The following is an 18,495-nucleotide window of genomic DNA, read 5'->3' as shown; positions in this document are numbered from 1 at the left end:
TCGCACCATGCAAAGCGTCGCCACAGCCATCGAGCGGCTCGGCGAGTTGGCCGACTCGCGCCCCGTCGCATCCCTCGCCGCCGCGTTCGCCGCGGCGGGTCGGGAACTCGCCCTCGTGGGCGGGCCGGTGCGCGACGCCTTCCTCGGTCGCGCGGTCACCGATCTCGACTTCGCGACCGATGCCCGGCCCGACGAGATCCTCGCCCTCGTCACGCCGATCTCGGACGCGCAGTGGGACGTCGGACGCCAGTTCGGCACCATCGCGGCGCGCATCGCCGGGCAGACCGTGGAGATCACGACCTATCGGGCGGATGCCTACGACGGGCTCACACGCAAGCCCGCCGTGGCCTTCGGCGATTCCCTCGAGGACGACCTGGCGCGCCGCGACTTCACCATCAACGCCATGGCGCTTCGGCTGCCCGAGCGCGTGCTGGTCGATCCCTCGGGGGGGCTCGAGCACCTCATCGCCTCGCGCATCACCACGCCGGGGCGGCCCGAGGTCTCGTTCGGCGACGATCCGTTGCGGATGCTGCGCGCCGCCCGATTCACGTCCCAGCTCGGCTTCGTGGTGGACGAGTCCACCGAGCAGGCCATGCGCGAGCTGGCTCCGCGGCTGGAGATCGTGAGCGTCGAGCGCATCGCGGACGAGCTGCGCAAGCTGCTGCTGACGGATGACCCGGTGCCCGGCATCCGTCTGCTGGTGGATACCGGCCTCGCGCAACTGGTGCTGCCGGAGGTGCCGGCGCTGCGGCTGGAGCGCGACGAACACGCGCATCACAAGGACGTCTACGAACACAGCCTCACCGTGCTGCGGCAGGCCATCGAGCTCGAGCACGCCCGCGACGGCATCCAGTCGCCCGACCTCGTGCTGCGCCTGGCGGCCCTGCTGCACGACATCGGAAAGCCGGCGACCCGCAAGATCGAGGCGGGAGGGGTGGTGACCTTCCACCACCACGACGTCGTCGGCGCCAAGCTTGCGACGAAGCGGTTGAAGGCGCTGCGTTTCGACAACGACACGATCGCCTCCGTCGCGCGGCTCATCGAGCTGCACCTGCGGTTCTTCGGATACACCGAGGGCGCATGGACGGATTCCGCCGTGCGCCGATATGTGCGCGACGCCGGGCCGCTGCTCGAACGACTGCACATCCTCACGCGCGCCGACGTCACGACGCGCAACGTGCGCAAGGCCGACCGGCTGTCCTTCGCGTACGACGACCTCGAGGAGCGGATCGCGGCGATCGCCGAGGCCGAGGGCGTCGCGGCGGTGCGACCCGATCTCGACGGCGAGCAGATCATGCGGATTCTCGGACTCAAGCCCGGCAGGGAGGTCGGGGAGGCGTATCGCTACCTGCTCGATCTGCGCCTCGACGAGGGGCCGTTGGGCGCGGACGAGGCCGAGGCGCGCCTGCGGGCGTGGTGGGCAGCGCGCTGACGGACGCATTGCCGCGGAGGTCGCTGCTGGCCTATGCTGTACAGGTTGTCCGCTTGCGGACGACCGTCAACACCCTCCTGTTGCAGATCGTCTGCAACCGTTCTAGTCCGAAGGAGGTGGGTTTGTGACGCATCAGTACGAACTCATGGTGATCCTCGATCCAGAGATCGATGAGCGCACCGTGGCACCCAGCCTGGACAAGTTCCTCAATGTGATTCGCACCGATGGTGGAACCATCGACAACGTGGACATCTGGGGACGTCGTCGCCTGGCCTACGAGATCAACAAGAAGTCCGAGGGCATCTACGCCGTCGTCAACTTCACCGCCACCTCGGCGGCGACCGTCGAGCTCGACCGTCAGCTCAAGCTCTCCGAAGCCGTCATGCGCACCAAGGTGCTGCGGGCCGAGGAAGGCTTCGCGCAGGTCGCGGCGGCCAAGAAGCTCGCGGACGAAAAGGCCGCCCGCAAGGCTGCTGCTCCCGCGAAGGCCGCTCCCGTTGCGGAGAAGGCGCCCGCCGAGAAGCCCGCCGCAGAGGCTACTCCGGCCAAGCCCGCCGCCAAGGACGCGGAGTAAGTCGTGGCCGGCGAGACCATCATCACCGTGGTGGGCAACCTGACCAGCGATCCCGAGCTGCGCTACACGCAGTCCGGGCTCGCGGTGGCGAACTTCACGATCGCCTCGACGCCGCGCAACTTCGACCGTGCGACGAACGACTGGAAGGACGGCGAGGCACTGTTCCTGCGCGCGTCCTGCTGGCGCGAGTTCGCCGAGCACGTGGCGGGGTCGCTGACGAAGGGCAGCCGCGTCATCGCGACCGGCCGCCTCAAGCAGCGCTCCTACGAGACGAAGGAAGGCGAGAAGCGCACGAGCATCGAGCTCGAGGTCGATGAGATCGGTCCTTCGCTGCGCTACGCGACCGCCCAGGTCACGCGTGCCGCCTCCACCGGCGGTGCCGGCGGCGGGGCTCCGCGTGGTGGCGGCCAGGTCGCCGACGAGCCGTGGGCCGCGAGTGCGCCCGCGGGCGGCGACGTCTGGAACACGCCCGGCAACTACTCGGACGAGACGCCCTTCTAAGGCGCCCGACAACTTCTAAAGGACTGAAAGACAATGGCAGGAAAGAGCAGCGGCGACCGCCGCAAGCCCATTCGCAAGGGCAAGGACGGCAAGAACGCCGCCCCGGCCAAGGCGATCCGCGTGGGCGTCATCGACTACAAGGATGTCGCGACGCTTCGCAAGTTCATCTCCGAGCGTGGAAAGATCCGTGCTCGCCGTATCACCGGTGTCTCCGTGCAGGAGCAGCGCCTCATCGCGACGGCCGTCAAGAACGCCCGCGAGATGGCACTGCTGCCGTACGCGGGTTCTGGCCGGTAAGGGAGCATCATGACCAAGCTCATCCTCACGCACGAGGTCACCGGCCTCGGCGCCCCCGGCGACGTCGTCGACGTCAAGAACGGCTACGCGCGCAACTACCTCATCCCGCAGAACTTCGCGGTGGCGTGGACGCGCGGTGGCGAGAAGCAGATCGAGTCCATCAAGGCCGCTCGTGCAGCTCGCGAGCACGCCACCCTCGAGGAGGCGCAGGACCTGAAGGCGCGTCTGCAGGCCAACCCCGTCACCCTGACGGTCAAGGCCGGCGAGGGCGGTCGTCTGTTCGGCTCCGTGAAGCCCGCGACGGTCGCCGAGGCGGCGGCAGCCGCCGGATTCACCGGCATCGACAAGCGCAAGATCGAGATCACCTCGCCCATCAAGGCGATCGGTGAGCACGAGGCCACCGTGCGTCTGCGCGACGATCTCGTCGCCACGATCACGCTGAAGGTCGTCGCGGCGAAGTAACCGATGTGCCCCCTCACTGGGGGTAGACAGCGGCGGGCGAAAGTCCGCCGCTGTCGTCGTTTGTGCACAGGAGAGTCGAATTCGGACAAACCCTCAAGCGCAAGTACAGACTAGTTTTCCCACACACGGGGAGAACGAGAAAAGTGCAGGTCAGGCTGCAGAACCCGGGGAAAATCCACCAGAAGTCCACAGGTTCATCCACAGCTTGCCCACATCGCCCCCGGCGTTTCGCGCACATTCCCCACAGGACCATCCACAGGGTCGCTTGTGAGTCGCGCGGGGGCCTCCGTACTGTGGTGCAGCCCGGTGCGAAGGACCGCGCGCCGGACCATACGCGCACGCGGAGTGTCGGCGCCGGAAGCTACAACTGAGGCGTACGGTCGAGACATCGGAAGGGTTGGCATCACGTGTCCATCGCGCACCTGGGACTGGCCGGCGAGCAGCGGCAGGACGGCAGGAGCGACTCCCGGGGAGACCGCGTACCCCCGCACGATCTGCTGGCGGAGCAGAGCGCGATCGGCGGCATGCTGCTGAGCAAGGATGCGGTCGCCGACGTCATCGAGGCCGTGCGCGGTGTCGACTTCTACATCCCCAAGCACGAGACGATCTTCGACGCCGTGCTCACCCTCTATTCGCACGGCGAGCCGACGGACGTGATCGCGGTCACCGACGAGCTCACCAAGACCGGCGAGCTCACGCGTGCCGGCGGCGCCGAATACCTGCACACGCTCACGGCGCTGGTGCCGACCGCGGCCAACGCCGGCTTCTACGCTTCCATCGTCGCCGAGAAGGCCGTGCTGCGCCGTTTGGTCGAGGCGGGTACGCGCATCGTGCAGATGGGTTACGCCAGCGAGGGCGAGGTCGTCGATCTCGTCAACAATGCCCAGGCCGAGATCTACGCGGTCACCGGTGGCGTCGAGAGCGAGGACTTCGTTCCGCTGACCGAGGCGGTCACGACCGCGATCGATGAGATCGAAGCGGCGCGCGGTCGCGATGGACAGATGATCGGCGTTCCGACCGGGTTCCACGAGCTCGACGAGATCACGAACGGCCTGCACCCGGGGCAGCTCATCATCCTCGCCGCGCGCCCCGCGCTGGGTAAGTCGACGCTCGGTCTCGACCTGGCTCGCTCGGCGGCGATCAAGCACGACATGCCCACGATCATCTTCTCCCTCGAGATGGGGCGCAGTGAGATCGCGATGCGTCTGCTGTCGGCCGAGGCATCCGTGCCGCTGCAGCACATGCGCAAGGGCACGGTGCACTCCAACGACTGGACCACGATCGCCCAGACCCGCGGGCGCATCAACGACGCGCCGCTCTACATCGACGACAGCCCCAACATGACCCTCGTGGAGATTCGGGCGAAGTGCCGACGCCTGAAGCAGAAGGTCGGCTTGAAGATGGTGATCATCGACTACCTGCAGCTCATGACCAGTGGCAAGAAGGTGGAGTCGCGCCAGCAAGAGGTCAGTGAGTTCTCGCGGGCGCTCAAGCTGCTCGCCAAGGAGCTCGAGGTTCCCGTGATCGCGATCTCCCAGCTCAACCGTGGCCCCGAGCAGCGCGCCGACAAGAAGCCCGCGCTCTCCGACCTGCGTGAGTCCGGTTCACTCGAGCAGGATGCCGACATGGTGATCCTGTTGCACCGCGAGAGCGCCTACGAGGCCGAGAACCCCAGGGCCGGCGAGGCCGACTTCATCGTGGCCAAGCACCGCAACGGCCCAACGCGCACGATCACGGTCGGGTTCCACGGGCACTTCTCGCGGTTCGTCGACCTGCCGCCGGGCTGAGTCCGTCGCCGTAGGTTCTCTGCGTGTCACGCGGAATCATGGCGTCAGCACGATCTTGCCTGGATGAGTCGCAGCGCGAAGCGCCTCGACGGCCTGTGCAGCGTCGACGAAGGCGTAGGTCTGGGAGTGCGTCGAGCGTAATGATCCTGAGGCAAGTCCTGCCGCGATTTCAGCGAGGTCGTCACCGCGCGCAGACGCCATGAGGGTGACGATCCTGATGCCCCGAACGAACAACGCCCTGATAGACCGGGACAGCGGCCCGAGGACCTTGCCCCCTCCTTCACCGCCGCCAAGCACGAGCGTGCCACCGGTTCGGATGGCTCGCTTCCAGTGGGCGAGGGGCAAGCTCCCGGCGAAGTCGAGAACGGTGTCGAAGCGTCGCGAGCCGTCTGTCGGGTCGACTTTCGTGTAGTCGAGCACGTCCTGCGCGCCGAGGGCGCGGACGAATGCACCCTTTGATCCACTGCACACGGCGGTCACGTGCGCGCCGCGAGCTGAAGTGAGCTGAATCGCGTACGATCCAACGCCTCCGCCCGCCCCGGTGATTGCGATGTGCTTTCCCGTCAGATCACCCGCCGCACGGAGGGCCTGCAACGCCGTGTAGCCGGACATCGGCACGGCGGCCGCCTGTTCGAAGCTCACGCCCTGCGGCAACGGTTGCAGGAGATCCTCACGTACACTCGCTCGCGTCGCCCAGGAGCCACGGGCCGATCCGAACACCGGGTCGCCCACGGCGAATCTCGTGACGCCCGGGCCGATCGCGGCCACGACGCCCGCAACGTCCTGACCGAGGACCGGCTGCTTGGGCCGTCGCAGCCCCATGGATAGTCGCACGAGAGCCGGCTCTCCCGACAGCAGGTGCCACTCGGCCATGTTCACACCGGCCGCGGCGACATCGACGATGATCCGGCCAGTCTCCACTGCGGGCTCTTCGACATCCTCGACGCGCAACACGGATGCGTCCCCGTACTCGCGACGTACGACAGCTCTCATCGGTTATCCTCTCCGGTGCATCCGCACTCTCGCTTCATTTGCCGTCCTCAGGCGCCCGAGCAGGGCCGGGTCCGTACGTACGCGATGCGTAGACCGACTGCCACAGTCGCCGCGACTGCGCGATCACCACATCGCCGAGCGGGATGCCGACGACGGCGTATCTGGCGGCCGCTTCAGGCTCCGCACCGCTCACCATGTCGAGATCGGCGAGTGCCGCGTCGCGGCCCGAGCCGATGAGTGAACTCACCCAGGCCTGGAACGTCGCGCCAAGATACGGTTCGCTCGCGTCCAATGCCGCCGCGATACGGCGGATCGACGGGTGATGGAAGAGCGGGTCGCCTGCATCTATGCCGAACGCTCGCCGCACAGCATCTTCCGTCTCGTCTCTTGCCGACTGTGGTGCGTCGTCAGGACTGCGCACGGCATCCTGGGCAGCGGCGAGCACCGAGGTCAGCGAACCGCCCTCCAGCGCCACCGTCACTCGCTTGAGGGTGGCGATGCTCACCCCGCCGACCGTCACGAGCGTGCGGATGAAGCCCAATCGCTCGACATGCTCGCGGCCGTAGACCGCGCGGTTCGACGCGATCAGGTGACCCCGCGGCAGGATGCCTTCCGAGATGTAGAACTTGATCGTCGAAGGATGGACGCCACTGACGTCGGCCAGCTGGCTGATCGTCAGTCGCAGGTCGCCTGGTTGCACGAGAACCAGTCTGCCACACTTATAGACAGTGGCACTAACGGTTAGTTACGCTGTCTGCATGTTCACTCCGACCGAGACGACCTCCTCCCCCGCCACACGCGCACCCGATCGCCAGTACACCGCATGGCAGGTGCTGGCGATCTGGGCAGCGGCCACCGCGCCGATGACTGCGCTGGCCTGGATCGCATGGCCTTTGCTGACCAACGCGACGGACCTGAACCCCGGAATGCTCTTCTGGCTCCTCATGGTCGTGGGGATGATGTGGCAGTTCGTCCTCTCCGTCATCATCCTGCGCCGCGAGCTGGGGACGCTGCGGTGGTCGTTGGTCGCTCCGCGCATCTGGGCGCAGCAGCCCACGCCGTCGTCAGCGGCCTTCTCGTCCCCTGACGGAGCGGTCATGAACACGCGATCAGGCGTACGTCGTTCGATCGCCGCCGCCGCGACCATGGCGGTTCTGCTGCTCACCTCGTGTGCATCGACCTTCACACCGGCAACGCCCACCACGCAGATTCGCGAGCTGTCCGGCGTGGAGGGAGTGGAGCTTCGGACGAGCGGCGATCTCACGATCGTTTCGGGCGCCGCCGAATCCCTCACCATCACGGCCGAGAGCAGCATGATCGACAACCTCACCTCCGACGTGAGGGACGGCACGCTCATCCTCGACGCTGCTGCTGGCGATTCGGGATGGGGCCGCATCGAGTACACCCTCACTGTGCCTCGGGTCGATCTCATTCGACTGGCGGGATCGGGCGACATCTCGGGCAACAGCATCCTCGCCGAGAGCGCGACGATCGACGATACCGGCTCCGGCGACGTATCCCTCAGCTCGAGCACGACCACCGATTTGGCCGTGACGATGACGGGATCGGGCGACATCACCATCGAAGGTACGACACTCTCGTTGCGGCTCTCCAGTGAGGGGTCCGGCAACTTCGACGGGAGTCTCCTGGAAGCCAGGATCGCGAACGTCGACCTGAGTGGCAGCGGTAGCGCGCATGTCGTTGCACTCCGAGATCTCACCGCGGCTGTGAGCGGAAGCGGCGACATCTTCTACACCGGCAACCCTGGCAACGTGGTCACTTCCCTCGATGGAAGCGGCGAGATCACTCTCTACAACCCCGACCGAGACGCTTCTCAGGAGGAACATTGAGCGACCTGCAGGATCCCCCCGTCCACGTCAAGTACAAGCTCGCCGCCCTGTGGGCGTCAGCCACACTGTGCTACCTGTACGGCGACTACTTCGATCTCTACGTGCCCGGAACCGTGGAGGGACTCCTCCGCGGGAAGAACAACTTGAACTCGCCAACCGCTCTGCTCGCCGCCGCGACCCTCCTGCTGATCCCAGCAGCAATGGTCAGCTTGTCCCTCTTGCTCAGGGCGCCAGCCAACCGCCGCCTGAATCTGATCGTGGGAGTGTTCTTCACAATCTTCGTCGGACTCGTCGGCGTGAACTCTCTCCAGCTCTGGCGCACCTTCTACGTCCTCTACGCCGTGGTCGAGGTCTGCCTGACCGTGTCGATCGTCTGGCTTGCCTGGCGGTGGCCGCGCGCAAACGGGCGGAGGAACGAACCGGTGACAGGTTGACCTGAACGTAGACTTGAGCGCGTGTCCGACTGGTACCCGCCCCTGGGGCGCGCGATCCCCGCGCTTGCGCTCGCTGCCGTCATCACGTTCAGCGCCGATCACTCCGCAAGACTCGGGCTGCTGTGCTTCGGCGCGTTCGCCACGGTCTCCGGTGTGCTGCTTTCGGCCCTGGTCTGGCGCTCGCGCACCACGCCCGCTGGGCGCGTGCAGCTGGTGCAGGGCGCGATCACGCTGGTCGCGGGCATCGTCGGCCTCGTGCTGTCGGGCGGCGGGCTGCCGTTCCTGGTGTTCCTCGTCACCGCGTGGGCGGCGGTCACCGGCATGCTGGAGCTCTGGCTCGGCATCCGGTACCGCGGGCGCGACCGTGCGGCGCGTGACTGGATCTTCGCCGGCGCACTGACCGCACTGCTCGCCGTCGCGGTGCTGCTCGTGCCGCCGGGACTCGCCCAGGCCTTCACCGGCCCCGACGGCGTGACGCGGGAGCTCACGGCGGCCGTGGTCGTGGTCGGGCTGCTCGGCGCGTACGCCGCGTTGCTCGGCGTCTTCCTGACGATCGGCGCCCTCTCACTGAAGTGGTCGCCCGAGACCGGCGTTGTCGCGCCCGAACCGCGCGGAGCCCGGTCATGACCGAGCCGAGTCGTCGCGACCGCACCCGGCCGGTTGAGCTCCTCGCACTGGCGGGCGGGTTCGGGCTGTTCACGGGCCTCGTCGTGCTGCTGTCGACTCGTGATCTCGTGCTCTCGCTGATCTTCGCGGGCGTGGCCTTCATCGTCGGTCTCGTCGTGCTCGCGATGCTCGCCCTCGCGACCCGCCCCACCGGCGACGAGCAGCTCGATATCGACGAGCAGGACCGCAAGGGCCACTAGCTCACGCTCTCTCCGCCCCGGCCAGCGCGCAGTCCGGGGCGCTTTCGCGCGCCCTGCGGCCCCGGCATGCCCTCGATTCGCGCACAACATTGGACATTGTGCATAATCTGAATCTAGAATCTAGGTTCTAGAAGCAATCATCCGCGCGGTCCAACGAAGGACCCCGAAGAGAGGTTGAGCAATGACGCTCGCAGTAGCTGCACTGTCCCACGCACCGTCCTTCGGCAACGTCGATCCCGGCGGCACCACGTTCGCCGAGATCAACGCGGCGATCGACGAGGTGCGCGCGTTCGTCGACGACTACCAGCCCGAGGTCGTCATCGCCTTCGGGCCCGACCACTTCAACGGCGTGCTCTACTCGATGATGCCGCCGTTCGCGATCGGTGCGCAGGCCGAGGGGGTCGGTGACTACGGCACGTCCGAGGGTCCACTGCCGGTCGACAGCGCCACCGCTCGTGAACTGCACGCCGCGATCCTCGCCGCCGGCATCGACATCGCCCGCTCCGAACGGCTCATGGTCGACCACGGCATTCTGCAGCCGCTCGAGTTCCTCTTCGGCCACGACCTCCAGCAGCCCTTTGTGCCGATCTTCGTCAACGCCATCGGCATGCCGCTGACCCCCATGAACCGAGTGCGGCTGATGGGCGAGGCGGTGGGACGCGCGGCGCAGCAGCTGGACAAGCGCGTGCTGCTCATGGCCTCCGGCGGGCTCTCGCACAACCCGCCGATCCCCGCCTACGACGGTGCGCCGGAGCCGGTGCAGCAGCGCCTCATCTCCTACGCGCCGACGAAGGACGAGCGCGCGCAGCGTGAGGGCAAGATCATCGAGGGAATCCAGGCCATCGCCGAGGGCCGCGCAAGCAGCGCCCCGCTGAACGTCGAGTGGGACCAGATGCTGCTCGACGTGTTCCGCACGGGCGCTCTGACCACGGTCGACGGCTGGGACAACCAGCAGTTCATCGACGAGGGCGGCAGCGCGGCGCACGAGATGCGCACCTGGATCGCGGCGTTCAGCGCGCTCACCACCGCGGGTGACTACCACCTGGTCGTCGACAAGTACTGGCCGGTGAAGACGTGGGGCGCCGGCTTCGGCGTCACCGCCGCGATCAGCGATCGGCCATGAGCCACCTCGGCACGCTGTGGGGCGAGGTCGCCGACCTTCCCCACACCCTCGAGTACGTGCAGGTGGGTCGGTGGCGCACGCGCGTGCTGACGGTGGGCGACGGTGACGAGACCGTCGTGCTGATGAACGGCACGAGCGGTCACCTCGAGGCCTGGACGCACAACATCCGGGCGATCGCGCAGCAGTACCGTGTGGTCGCGTACGACTACCCCGGGCACGGCTACACGACGCTCGCGGATGCCGACCTCGAGATCGCGGACTACGAGCAGCACCTGCTGGAACTGCTCGACGTGCTCGGGCTGCAGAAGCCGCACCTCATGGGTGAGTCCCTCGGCGGGTGGATCGCCATCAAGTTCGCGATCCACCACCCCGATCGGGTACGCACGCTCGTGCTGAGCGCCCCGGGCGGCCGCATGATCAGTGCTCCCTCGATGAACCGTGTCAGCCCGATCAGCAGGGCGGCCGTGGATGACCCGACCTTCGAGAACGTCAAGGCGCGACTGCAGGTGGTGATCCACGATCCCGCCAAGATCACCGACGAACTCGTCGAGATCCGGCGTGCGATCTACTCGCGACCGGGCTTCGCTGCGTCGATGGCGCACATCATGGCGCTGCAGGTGCCCGAGATCCGCGCGCGCAACCAGGCGACCGACGAGGACTATGCCGCCATCTCGGTGCCGACCCTGCTGGTGTGGACCGACCACGAGCCCACCGGCGGCACCGCGGTGGGAGAGCACCTCGCCGGACTGCTTCCCGACGGCGAGCTGGTGACCATCCGGGATGCCGCGCACTGGCCGCAATGGGAGGACCCGGCGACCTTCAACCAGCGAGCACTCGACTTCTTGCACAGAAAGGGCTGACGCCGATGTCGGATCTCATCGACGAGGTCGCCGACGACCTCTACCGCGCCCGGATCACGGGCACGCCGATCGACTTCGTGCGCTTTCGGTTGCCCGAGGGCGACAAGGAGCTCGCGTACCGAATCTCGGAGATCAACACCCACCGCCGCGAGGTGGAGGAGCACCGGCATCGGGTCGGCCGCAAGGTGGGCCTGACGAACCCGATCGTGCAGCAGCGCGCCGGCGTCGACGAGCCCGACTACGGCATCGTGCTCGACGACATGGTGTTCGAGACGCCGGTGGTGCGACCGCGCTCCGCGTACATCCACCCCAAGATCGAGGCGGAACTCGCCTTCGTGCTCAAGGAGGACATCCTCAGCGCGGATCTCGACACCATCGAGGCCGCGATCGACTACGTGACCACCGCGATCGAGCTGGTGGACAACCGCTACTTCGACTACCGCATGAACATCGTCGACACGATCGCGGACAACGCGGCCTGCGCGGGGCTGGTCACCGGCGCGGTGCGGGTGCCGTACGGGTCGATCGACCTGCGCGAGGTCGAGATGATCCTGTATCGGGGCGACGAGGAGATCACGCGCGGGCTCGCTTCGAACGTGATGGGCAACCCGATCAACGCGATGCAGTGGATCGCCGAGACCTCGCTGCGCATCGGCAAGCCGCTGCTGGCGGGCGAGATCGTGCTCTCCGGTTCGATCGGACTGATCGTGGACTGGGATGCCGACATCCCCTACACCGCGCGCTACTCGCACGGGCTCGGCGAGATCACCGCGCTGCTGGCAACGGAGGAGAACCATGACTGAGGTCGACGTCGAGACCCGAGTGGCCATCGAGCAACTGGTCTCCGAGCTGCTGTGGCGCCTCGATCACGGCAAGGCCGACACCACCTGGGAGCTGTACACCGAAGACGCCGTGTCCACCGGTCCGCTCGGCACCATGGACGGTCGCGACGCGATCAAGGCGTGGGGGCAGAAGCGGGCGGCCGTGACCGATGTGGTCGGGCGGCACTTCATCGGTGGCATCCGCTTGGCCTGGGTGGATGGCGTGCTCACCGGATGCACGGCCTACCAGACCTTCCGCGATTCGTCGCCGGATCCGCTCGTGCCCGCCAGCGTCGGCGAGTTCCGCGAGGAGTATCGGCTGGTCGACGGTCGCTGGTTGATCGCCCGACGCGAGATCGTTCCGGTCTTCGGCGGCGCCAACGCCGCGGCCCACGCGGCCAGGCTGGCCGAGGGGATGCAGCGGTGAAGCCCACGGCGAACCCGGCAGTGCCACCCGCCCTGCTGCATCAGGCGCTCCCCTCCATGTCGGTGACCGAGTGGGCGCTCGCGGCCGGGTACGACGGCGTGATCGTCGACCTGCAGCACGGCGAGGTGGGACTCGAGGCGGCGTGCGGCATGCTCCGCGCCATCCCGCGAAGCGTCGCCTACGCGTACGCGCGCGTCGGCAGCATCGACGCGGGGCCGATCCTTCGCCTGCTCGACAGCGGCGCTCGCGGCATCATCGCACCGACCGTCGAGAGCGCCGACCAGGCGGCCGCGCTCGTGGCGGCGACCAAGTACCTGCCGCTGGGCAACCGCAGCCTCGGCCCGAGCCGGCCGGGCCTCTACCCGGGCGAGGTCTACACGGAGGCGGGCAACGCCGCGGTCTCCACCATCGCCCAGATCGAGACCGCGATCGGGGTGGACCATGCCGAGCAGATCGTGACGGTGCAGGGCATCGACTCCATCTACATCGGCCCCGCCGACCTCGCGGTCTCCTACGGCCTGCCCGGTCGTGGCGACTGGACCGAGGGGCCGGTGCGCGAAGCGATCGACCATGTCTCGCGGCTGGCGCACGCCCACGGCAAGACCGTCGGCATCTATTCGGGAACGCCGGCATATGCCGCGGACCTTCTGCACCGCGGTCTCATCGACTACGTCGGACTCGGCATCGACCTCGTGCTGCTCAACCGCAGCCTGCAGGAATCGGTCGCCGCACTGAGAGGAAAGCAATGACGCACGACACAGATGTCCTGATCATCGGCGCCGGACCGGTCGGTCTCACGCTCGCCAACCTGCTGGGCCAGTACGGCATCGAGGTGACCGTGCTCGAGGCCCGCGACGAACTCATCGACTACCCGCGAGCCGTCGGCATCGATGACGAGGCGCTGCGCACGATGCAGACGATCGGTCTCGTCGACCGGGTGTTGCCGCACACCGTGCCGGACCAGAAGATCCGCATCATCAACGGTGATCGAAAGGTGATCGCCGAGATCAACCCGACCACGCGCGAGTTCGGCTGGCCGCGCCGCAACGGATTCGTGCAGCCGCTCGTCGACAAGGTGCTGCTGGAGGGGCTCGATCGATTCCCGAACGTGACGGTGCGCTTCGGCACCGAGGTGACCGATCTGACCCAGGATGACGAGTCCGCCACGGTCACGATCGCGACGACCGATGGCACGACGGAGCGTGTCTCGGCGCGGTACGTGGTCGGCTGCGAGGGCGGCAGATCGTTCACCCGCCAGCACCTGGGGCTCGACTTCGTCGGAGAGACGCGTAGCACGCGCGGGCTCGTGATCGACGTCGCGAACGATCCGATCGGCACGCCGCACGCCGTCTTCGGCGGTGACCCGAGTCGCGGGTACGCGACGCTGAGCCTGCCGCACGGCATCCGTCGCTGGGAGTTCACGCTCTTCGAGGGCGAGTCCGAAGACCTCGCCGATGACGACGCGTTCGTGCACGGGCTGCTCAAGAGCCACGTGCCGGATCCGAGTCGGCTCGACATCATCCGCCGCCGCGTCTACGCGCACCACGCGCGGGTCGCCGAGCGATTCCGGGTCGGCCGGTGCTTCCTCGCCGGCGACGCCGCGCACGTGATGCCGGTGGTCGCCGGGCAGGGCTGGAACTCGGGCATGCGCGACGCGCTCAACCTCGGCTGGAAGCTCGCCGCGGTGGTGCGCGGCGACGCCACCGAGGCGCTGCTCGACAGCTACGAGGCCGAGCGGCGCGACCACGTGAAGGCGATGGTGGCCCTCTCGCTCAGCATGGCGAACCTGGTGACCGACCACAATCGGGTGCGCACCGCGGTGCGCGACCTGGTCGCCTCGGTCGTCGACCGGATGCCGCGAACCAAGGCTCGCGTCAACAGCCAGGGATTCAAGCCGATGCCGAAGTACGAGCGCGGCGTGGTGGTCTTCACCGACGTGCCGCGCTACAAGTCGCTGCCCGACCGCGACGAGGCCCCTCGGGTGACGGGGATGATCTTCCCGCAGCCGCGCGTGTGCGACGCTTCGGGGCAGCCGATGCTGCTCGACGACGCGACCGGACAGGGCTGGCGCGTGCTGGTGTGGAACAACGACCCCTTCGCGCTGCTGTCGGAATCGACCCGAGACGAACTCGATCGCTTGGGCGCGACGCTGGTGCAGGTCGTGCCGGCCGCACAGCTTCCGTGGGTGCGCGCCACGGCGCCCGCCGGCGTGACCGTGGTCGGCGATCCGGACGGGGTGCTCAAGAGCTGGTTCGATGCCCGGCCGGTCTCGGCCGTGATCGTCCGCCCGGATCACGTCGCCGCCGCGGAGTGCCTCGCCCAGGATCTGGACGAGACCGTGCGGCGCGTGATCGCGGCCGCATCGTCCGAGCGGGTGCCGGACCCGGCATCCCGATAATGCATAACTGAATCCAGACTGCACAAAACATTGACAAATGCGTTTGACGGGACGTACGGTTACGTCAGTCCCTCACAGCAGACGGACGGCGCGACCGATCGCGCACTGGTCACTCAAAGGAGAGCGAATCACATGAAATCACTCGGCACTCGTGCCCTCGTCGTCGGCGTCGCGGGGCTCGCCCTCGCGCTGAGCGGTTGCGCTTCCGGCTCGATCGACGGCGGCAGCACCCCCGAAGAGACCGCCTCGGGCGAGCTCACGCACGTCACCTACGGACTGTTCCCCTCGAGCACCGTCGCCGCCCTCCAGGTCGCGATCGACGAGGGGATCTTCGAGGAGCACGGCATCGACCTCGAACTCGTCGTCGGAGCCGGCAGCAGTGCCGCGCAGCTGCCGGCGCTCACCTCGGGCGAGCTCGACTTCATGCTCGCCAGCCCCGTGACGGCGCTGACCGCGTCGGCTCAGGGCCTCGACGTGCGCATCGTCACCGGTGTCACCCAGAACGACCCGGAGACCGTCGAGGACTCCACCGCCGTCGTCGTGGGCGCCGGATCGTCCATCGAGAGCGCCAAGGACCTGGCAGGCAAGACCGTCTCGGTCAACGCTCTGGGCAGCGTCGGCGAGATCGGCATCCGCGAGGCCGTCGAGCTCGACGGTGGGGACCCGAGCACGATCAACTTCGTGCAGCTCTCCTTCCCCGAGGTCGCCGCGCAGCTCGAAGCCGGTCAGATCGACGCGGGCATGGCCGGCTCGCCGTTCATGCAGCAGGTGATCGGCGCGGGCGGCCGTGTCGTCAGCGACTTCATCCAGGAGACGGGCCTCGGCGCGAACGAACTGGTGACGATCGCGAGCGGTCAGCTCGTCGACAGCGACCCGGAGCTGGTCGCCCAGTTCTCCGAGGCGATGACGGCCGCGCTGAGCTTCCTGCACGACAACAACGACCTCGTGCGCGCCGCCATGCCGGAGGTGCTGGGCACCGACCCCGCCGCCGCCGACCGGGCCAAGCTGTCGATCTACGACGCCGGTCTGGACAACGACACGATCCAGTTGTTCGCGGACCTGCTGTTCAAGTACAAGATCGTGGAGACTGAGCCCGACGTCGCCGCGATCGTGTGGCAGCCGTAGGCACACCCCGAAGGCTGGGGCGGGCGGTTCCCGTCCGCCCCAGCCATCACCGCATCACACCAGGAAGGCCGAGGGGCAGGGACAGCGTGGATCCGCACTCATCACCGCAGAGCGCAGGCAGCATGCCGGCTCGCCCTGAGCGCGTGTCGACCGAGCGTCGACGTGCGCGCTGGGTCGCCGTCGGGCCGTACGCGCTCGGCCTCGCAGGCATCCTCGGATTCCTGACCCTCTGGCAGCTCTTCTCCATGTTCGGCCCGGTCAACTCCCGCCACCTGCCGCCCCCCACGCTCGTCATCCCCGTGTTCGTGCAGAACCTCGGCTTCACGGCGTTCTGGGAGACCATCGGCCAGACGCTCTGGGCCTGGTTCCTCGGCCTGACGTTCTCGACGCTCGGCGGCCTCGCGGTCGGCCTCGTGATCGGGTCGAGCCGGTTCCTGCGCGAGGCGACGCACTCGACGATCGAGTTCCTGCGTCCCATTCCCTCGGTCGGTCTCATCCCCCTCGCCGCGCTGCTGTTCGGCCCGCGCATCGGCTCCGAACTGCTGGTCGTGATCTACGGATGCTTCTGGATCGTGCTCATCCAGGTGCTCTACGGCGTGGCCGATGTCGACAAGGTCGCCAATGACACCGTGCGCACGATGCGCATGAACTGGATCGACCGCGTTCGATTCCTCGTGCTGCCGACCCTGCTGCCGTACCTGATCACGGGCATCCGGCTCGCGGCGACCGTCGCCCTCATCCTGGCCATCAGCTCGGAGCTGATCATCGGCACCCCGGGTCTCGGCAAGTCGGTGGCCCAGGCGCAGCTCAACGACAACCCGCCCGCGATGTTCGCACTCATCCTCACCGCCGGGGTGCTGGGCATCATCGTGAACGTGGTGTTCCGCTTCATCGAGCGCAAGGTGTTGTTCTGGCACGCCTCGGTGCGATCGGAGGTCGCGGCATGAGATTCCTCAAGAAGCTCGGGATGTGGCTGGGCCTGCCCGTCATCCTGATCGCGATCTGGTGGCTGGCCACCTCGCAGGGCGTGAACTTCTTCGTGCCGACCCCGGCGAAGCTCGCGGAGAAGTTCGTGAGCGTGTGGTTCAGCGAGCGGTTCTTCGCCGACGTCGTGCCGAGCATCGGACGACTGCTGCTGGGACTGGCGATCTCCATCGTCATCGGCATCGCGCTCGGCATCGCGATCGGGCTCACCCGACCGCTGCGCTGGTTGCTCGAGCCGTTGCTGGAGTTCGTGCGCGCCATCCCCTCGACGATCCTCATTCCCGTGCTGCTGCTGCTGATCGGCATCAACGACGCGATGAAGATCACCGTGATCGTGCTCGGCTGTCTGTGGCCGGTGCTGCTGAACACGATCGAGGGCGTGCGCTCCCTCGACGAGGTGCTGACCAACACGGCGCGGGTCTACGGCATTCGCGGCTTCGCGCGCGTGCGCTACCTGGTGTTCCCGGGTGCGTTGCCGCAGATCATGGCGGGCATCCGTCACAGCCTCGCGATCGGCCTGATCCTCATGGTGGTCTCGGAGATGTTCGCCTCCACCGACGGCATCGGCCACGCCATCATCAACTTCCAGAACCGCGTGGCGATCCCGGAGATGTGGAGCGGCATCGTGCTGCTGGGCATCATCGGCGTGCTGCTGTCGGTGGCGTTCCAGGCGGTTCAGAAGCGCGCTCTGCGCTGGTACTACGGTCTCAAGGAGGCATCGAATGACGGCTAACCCCGCTGAAGTCCGGCTGAGCGTCAAGGACGTCCGCAAGGTCTACGGTCTCGGCACCGGCAAGGAGGTCGAGGCGGTGCGTTCGCTCTCCTTCGACCTGCACGCCGGCGAGTTCGCGTGCCTCGTCGGGCCCTCCGGCTCGGGCAAGACCACCCTGCTGAAGTGCATCGCGGGTCTGCTGGAGCCGACCTCCGGAGAGATCGTGCTCGACGGCCAGCGCGTCGACGGGCCGGCCAAGGGCATGGCGGTCGTCTTCCAGGAGTACGGCCGCAGCCTCTTCCCGTGGCTCACCGTCGAGGCCAACGTCGAGCTGCCGCTGAAGACGGCCGGTGTGCCGAAGGACGAACGTCGTCGCCGCGCGGCGGAGGCCCTCGAGGCGGTCAGCCTCTCGCACGCGACCAAGAGCTACCCCTGGCAGCTCTCGGGCGGGATGCAGCAGCGGGTCGCGATCGCGCGGGCCGTCGCATCCCACCCCAGCGTGCTGCTCATGGACGAGCCCTTCGCGGCGGTCGACGCGCAGACGCGCGGCGAACTCGAGGACCTGGTTCGCGACGTCTGGAAGCGGCTGAACATGACGATCCTGTTCATCACCCACGACATCGACGAGTCGGTGTATCTCGCGGAGCGCGTGCTCGTGCTCTCGAGCTCGCCGACGATCATCCAGGAGGATCTGACCATCGACCTCCCGGCCGAGCGCGACCAGGTCGACACGCGTTCGCTGGCTCGATTCGGCGAGTTGCGGGCCCATGTGTACGAGCAGGTGCAGTTCGCCAAGAGCAATCCGGGCGGCACCCGCTCGATCGCGACGGCGCCGGAGAGCCGATGACG

22 protein-coding genes are annotated in these 18,495 nt (G+C 67.6%); 20 read left to right on the top strand and 2 right to left on the bottom strand.

Annotated features, from left to right (window positions below; all coding sequences use genetic code 11):
- The first annotated feature begins 7 nt into the window (after positions 1-7).
- The 6 genes from PYV02_RS01250 to dnaB all read left to right on the top strand — a co-directional run bounded on the left by PYV02_RS01250 (position 8) and on the right by dnaB (position 5,053).
- Entirely contained in the window at positions 8-1,432 is a 1,425-nt protein-coding gene (locus PYV02_RS01250; protein ID WP_275755389.1) for a CCA tRNA nucleotidyltransferase, read from the top strand.
- Positions 1,433-1,577: 145 nt separating this feature from the next.
- Positions 1,578-2,006: a 30S ribosomal protein S6 gene (rpsF, locus tag PYV02_RS01245; RefSeq protein WP_420833586.1), complete on the top strand. Its 429-nt coding sequence runs from the start codon at positions 1,578-1,580 to the stop codon at positions 2,004-2,006.
- A gap of 3 nt (positions 2,007-2,009) precedes the next feature.
- On the top strand, positions 2,010-2,507 hold the full coding sequence (locus PYV02_RS01240; protein WP_275755385.1) for a single-stranded DNA-binding protein: 498 nt from the start codon (positions 2,010-2,012) through the stop codon (positions 2,505-2,507).
- 33 nt (positions 2,508-2,540) lie between these two features.
- Positions 2,541-2,804 (top strand): 30S ribosomal protein S18, encoded by a 264-nt coding sequence (gene rpsR, locus PYV02_RS01235; RefSeq protein WP_097061567.1) that lies wholly within the window; start codon positions 2,541-2,543, stop codon positions 2,802-2,804.
- A gap of 9 nt (positions 2,805-2,813) precedes the next feature.
- Positions 2,814-3,266 (top strand): 50S ribosomal protein L9, encoded by a 453-nt coding sequence (rplI, locus tag PYV02_RS01230; RefSeq protein WP_275755379.1) that lies wholly within the window; start codon positions 2,814-2,816, stop codon positions 3,264-3,266.
- A 407-nt stretch (positions 3,267-3,673) separates the two neighbouring features.
- The gene (gene dnaB / locus PYV02_RS01225) at positions 3,674-5,053 is read left to right on the top strand and encodes a replicative DNA helicase (RefSeq protein ID WP_275755377.1); all 1,380 of its coding nucleotides are present in this window, start codon (positions 3,674-3,676) and stop codon (positions 5,051-5,053) included.
- A 36-nt stretch (positions 5,054-5,089) separates the two neighbouring features.
- Here dnaB and PYV02_RS01220 read toward each other — a convergent pair whose 3' ends face one another.
- Together PYV02_RS01220 and PYV02_RS01215 are read right to left on the bottom strand one after the other, a co-directional pair.
- Positions 5,090-6,007 carry an NAD(P)-dependent alcohol dehydrogenase gene (locus tag PYV02_RS01220; RefSeq protein WP_275755375.1) on the bottom strand — a complete coding sequence of 306 codons (918 nt, stop codon included), beginning with the start codon at positions 6,005-6,007 and terminating at the stop codon, positions 5,090-5,092.
- 73 nt (positions 6,008-6,080) lie between these two features.
- Positions 6,081-6,746 carry a MerR family transcriptional regulator gene (locus PYV02_RS01215; protein WP_275755373.1) on the bottom strand — a complete coding sequence of 222 codons (666 nt, stop codon included), beginning with the start codon at positions 6,744-6,746 and terminating at the stop codon, positions 6,081-6,083.
- 58 nt (positions 6,747-6,804) lie between these two features.
- Between PYV02_RS01215 and PYV02_RS01210 the strand changes: the two genes are divergently transcribed.
- From PYV02_RS01210 to PYV02_RS01145, 14 genes are all read left to right on the top strand, one after another.
- Positions 6,805-7,896: a head GIN domain-containing protein gene (locus tag PYV02_RS01210; protein ID WP_275755371.1), complete on the top strand. Its 1,092-nt coding sequence runs from the start codon at positions 6,805-6,807 to the stop codon at positions 7,894-7,896.
- Complete coding sequence (locus PYV02_RS01205) at positions 7,893-8,330, top strand: DUF6326 family protein (RefSeq protein WP_275755369.1); 438 nt, start codon at positions 7,893-7,895, stop codon at positions 8,328-8,330. The genes PYV02_RS01210 and PYV02_RS01205 overlap by 4 nt, the downstream gene beginning before the upstream one ends.
- A 21-nt stretch (positions 8,331-8,351) precedes the next feature.
- On the top strand, positions 8,352-8,957 hold the full coding sequence (locus PYV02_RS01200; RefSeq protein ID WP_275755367.1) for a DUF308 domain-containing protein: 606 nt from the start codon (positions 8,352-8,354) through the stop codon (positions 8,955-8,957).
- Positions 8,954-9,196 (top strand): hypothetical protein, encoded by a 243-nt coding sequence (locus tag PYV02_RS01195; protein WP_275755365.1) that lies wholly within the window; start codon positions 8,954-8,956, stop codon positions 9,194-9,196. The genes PYV02_RS01200 and PYV02_RS01195 overlap by 4 nt, the downstream gene beginning before the upstream one ends.
- A gap of 181 nt (positions 9,197-9,377) precedes the next feature.
- Positions 9,378-10,319, top strand: coding sequence for a 3-carboxyethylcatechol 2,3-dioxygenase (locus tag PYV02_RS01190; RefSeq protein ID WP_275755363.1), 942 nt, complete (start codon positions 9,378-9,380; stop codon positions 10,317-10,319).
- Positions 10,316-11,179 (top strand): alpha/beta fold hydrolase, encoded by an 864-nt coding sequence (locus PYV02_RS01185; RefSeq protein WP_275755361.1) that lies wholly within the window; start codon positions 10,316-10,318, stop codon positions 11,177-11,179. The genes PYV02_RS01190 and PYV02_RS01185 overlap by 4 nt, the downstream gene beginning before the upstream one ends.
- Before the next feature lie 5 nt (positions 11,180-11,184).
- Positions 11,185-11,982, top strand: coding sequence for a 2-keto-4-pentenoate hydratase (locus PYV02_RS01180; protein WP_275755359.1), 798 nt, complete (start codon positions 11,185-11,187; stop codon positions 11,980-11,982).
- Complete coding sequence (locus tag PYV02_RS01175) at positions 11,975-12,427, top strand: nuclear transport factor 2 family protein (RefSeq protein ID WP_275755357.1); 453 nt, start codon at positions 11,975-11,977, stop codon at positions 12,425-12,427. Before PYV02_RS01180 ends, PYV02_RS01175 begins: the two co-directional genes overlap by 8 nt.
- Positions 12,424-13,176, top strand: a complete 753-nt coding sequence (locus PYV02_RS01170) for an HpcH/HpaI aldolase family protein (RefSeq protein WP_275755355.1) — start codon at positions 12,424-12,426, stop codon at positions 13,174-13,176. Before PYV02_RS01175 ends, PYV02_RS01170 begins: the two co-directional genes overlap by 4 nt.
- The gene (locus PYV02_RS01165) at positions 13,173-14,825 is read left to right on the top strand and encodes a bifunctional 3-(3-hydroxy-phenyl)propionate/3-hydroxycinnamic acid hydroxylase (RefSeq protein WP_275755354.1); all 1,653 of its coding nucleotides are present in this window, start codon (positions 13,173-13,175) and stop codon (positions 14,823-14,825) included. Before PYV02_RS01170 ends, PYV02_RS01165 begins: the two co-directional genes overlap by 4 nt.
- A gap of 132 nt (positions 14,826-14,957) precedes the next feature.
- Complete coding sequence (locus PYV02_RS01160; protein ID WP_275755352.1) at positions 14,958-15,950, top strand: ABC transporter substrate-binding protein; 993 nt, start codon at positions 14,958-14,960, stop codon at positions 15,948-15,950.
- 143 nt (positions 15,951-16,093) lie between these two features.
- On the top strand, positions 16,094-16,897 hold the full coding sequence (locus PYV02_RS01155; protein ID WP_275755350.1) for an ABC transporter permease: 804 nt from the start codon (positions 16,094-16,096) through the stop codon (positions 16,895-16,897).
- Positions 16,894-17,667 carry an ABC transporter permease gene (locus PYV02_RS01150; RefSeq protein ID WP_275755348.1) on the top strand — a complete coding sequence of 258 codons (774 nt, stop codon included), beginning with the start codon at positions 16,894-16,896 and terminating at the stop codon, positions 17,665-17,667. The genes PYV02_RS01155 and PYV02_RS01150 overlap by 4 nt, the downstream gene beginning before the upstream one ends.
- Positions 17,657-18,493, top strand: a complete 837-nt coding sequence (locus tag PYV02_RS01145; protein ID WP_275755345.1) for an ABC transporter ATP-binding protein — start codon at positions 17,657-17,659, stop codon at positions 18,491-18,493. The genes PYV02_RS01150 and PYV02_RS01145 overlap by 11 nt, the downstream gene beginning before the upstream one ends.
- Positions 18,494-18,495 lie beyond the last annotated feature (2 nt).

The organism is Antiquaquibacter metalliresistens (assembly GCF_029211225.1).
Taxonomy (GTDB): Bacteria; Actinomycetota; Actinomycetes; order Actinomycetales; family Microbacteriaceae; genus Rhodoglobus; species Rhodoglobus metalliresistens.
The sequence above is the reverse complement of the archived record's forward strand: the minus strand, read 5'-3'. Positions and strand labels throughout refer to the sequence as shown.

Excerpts from the sequence above, each read along its gene's own strand:
- PYV02_RS01250 (WP_275755389.1), top strand. The coding sequence starts at position 8 with ATGCAAAGCGTCGCCACAGCCATCGAGCGGCTCGGCGAGTTGGCCGAC.
- rpsF (WP_420833586.1), top strand. The coding sequence starts at position 1,578 with ATGGTGATCCTCGATCCAGAGATCGATGAGCGCACCGTGGCACCCAGC.
- rpsR (WP_097061567.1), top strand. The coding sequence starts at position 2,541 with ATGGCAGGAAAGAGCAGCGGCGACCGCCGCAAGCCCATTCGCAAGGGC.
- rplI (WP_275755379.1), top strand. The coding sequence starts at position 2,814 with ATGACCAAGCTCATCCTCACGCACGAGGTCACCGGCCTCGGCGCCCCC.
- PYV02_RS01210 (WP_275755371.1), top strand. The coding sequence starts at position 6,805 with ATGTTCACTCCGACCGAGACGACCTCCTCCCCCGCCACACGCGCACCC.
- PYV02_RS01195 (WP_275755365.1), top strand. The coding sequence starts at position 8,954 with ATGACCGAGCCGAGTCGTCGCGACCGCACCCGGCCGGTTGAGCTCCTC.
- PYV02_RS01190 (WP_275755363.1), top strand. The coding sequence starts at position 9,378 with ATGACGCTCGCAGTAGCTGCACTGTCCCACGCACCGTCCTTCGGCAAC.
- PYV02_RS01185 (WP_275755361.1), top strand. The coding sequence starts at position 10,316 with ATGAGCCACCTCGGCACGCTGTGGGGCGAGGTCGCCGACCTTCCCCAC.
- PYV02_RS01180 (WP_275755359.1), top strand. The coding sequence starts at position 11,185 with ATGTCGGATCTCATCGACGAGGTCGCCGACGACCTCTACCGCGCCCGG.
- PYV02_RS01175 (WP_275755357.1), top strand. The coding sequence starts at position 11,975 with ATGACTGAGGTCGACGTCGAGACCCGAGTGGCCATCGAGCAACTGGTC.
- PYV02_RS01165 (WP_275755354.1), top strand. The coding sequence starts at position 13,173 with ATGACGCACGACACAGATGTCCTGATCATCGGCGCCGGACCGGTCGGT.
- PYV02_RS01160 (WP_275755352.1), top strand. The coding sequence starts at position 14,958 with ATGAAATCACTCGGCACTCGTGCCCTCGTCGTCGGCGTCGCGGGGCTC.
- PYV02_RS01150 (WP_275755348.1), top strand. The coding sequence starts at position 16,894 with ATGAGATTCCTCAAGAAGCTCGGGATGTGGCTGGGCCTGCCCGTCATC.
- PYV02_RS01145 (WP_275755345.1), top strand. The coding sequence starts at position 17,657 with ATGACGGCTAACCCCGCTGAAGTCCGGCTGAGCGTCAAGGACGTCCGC.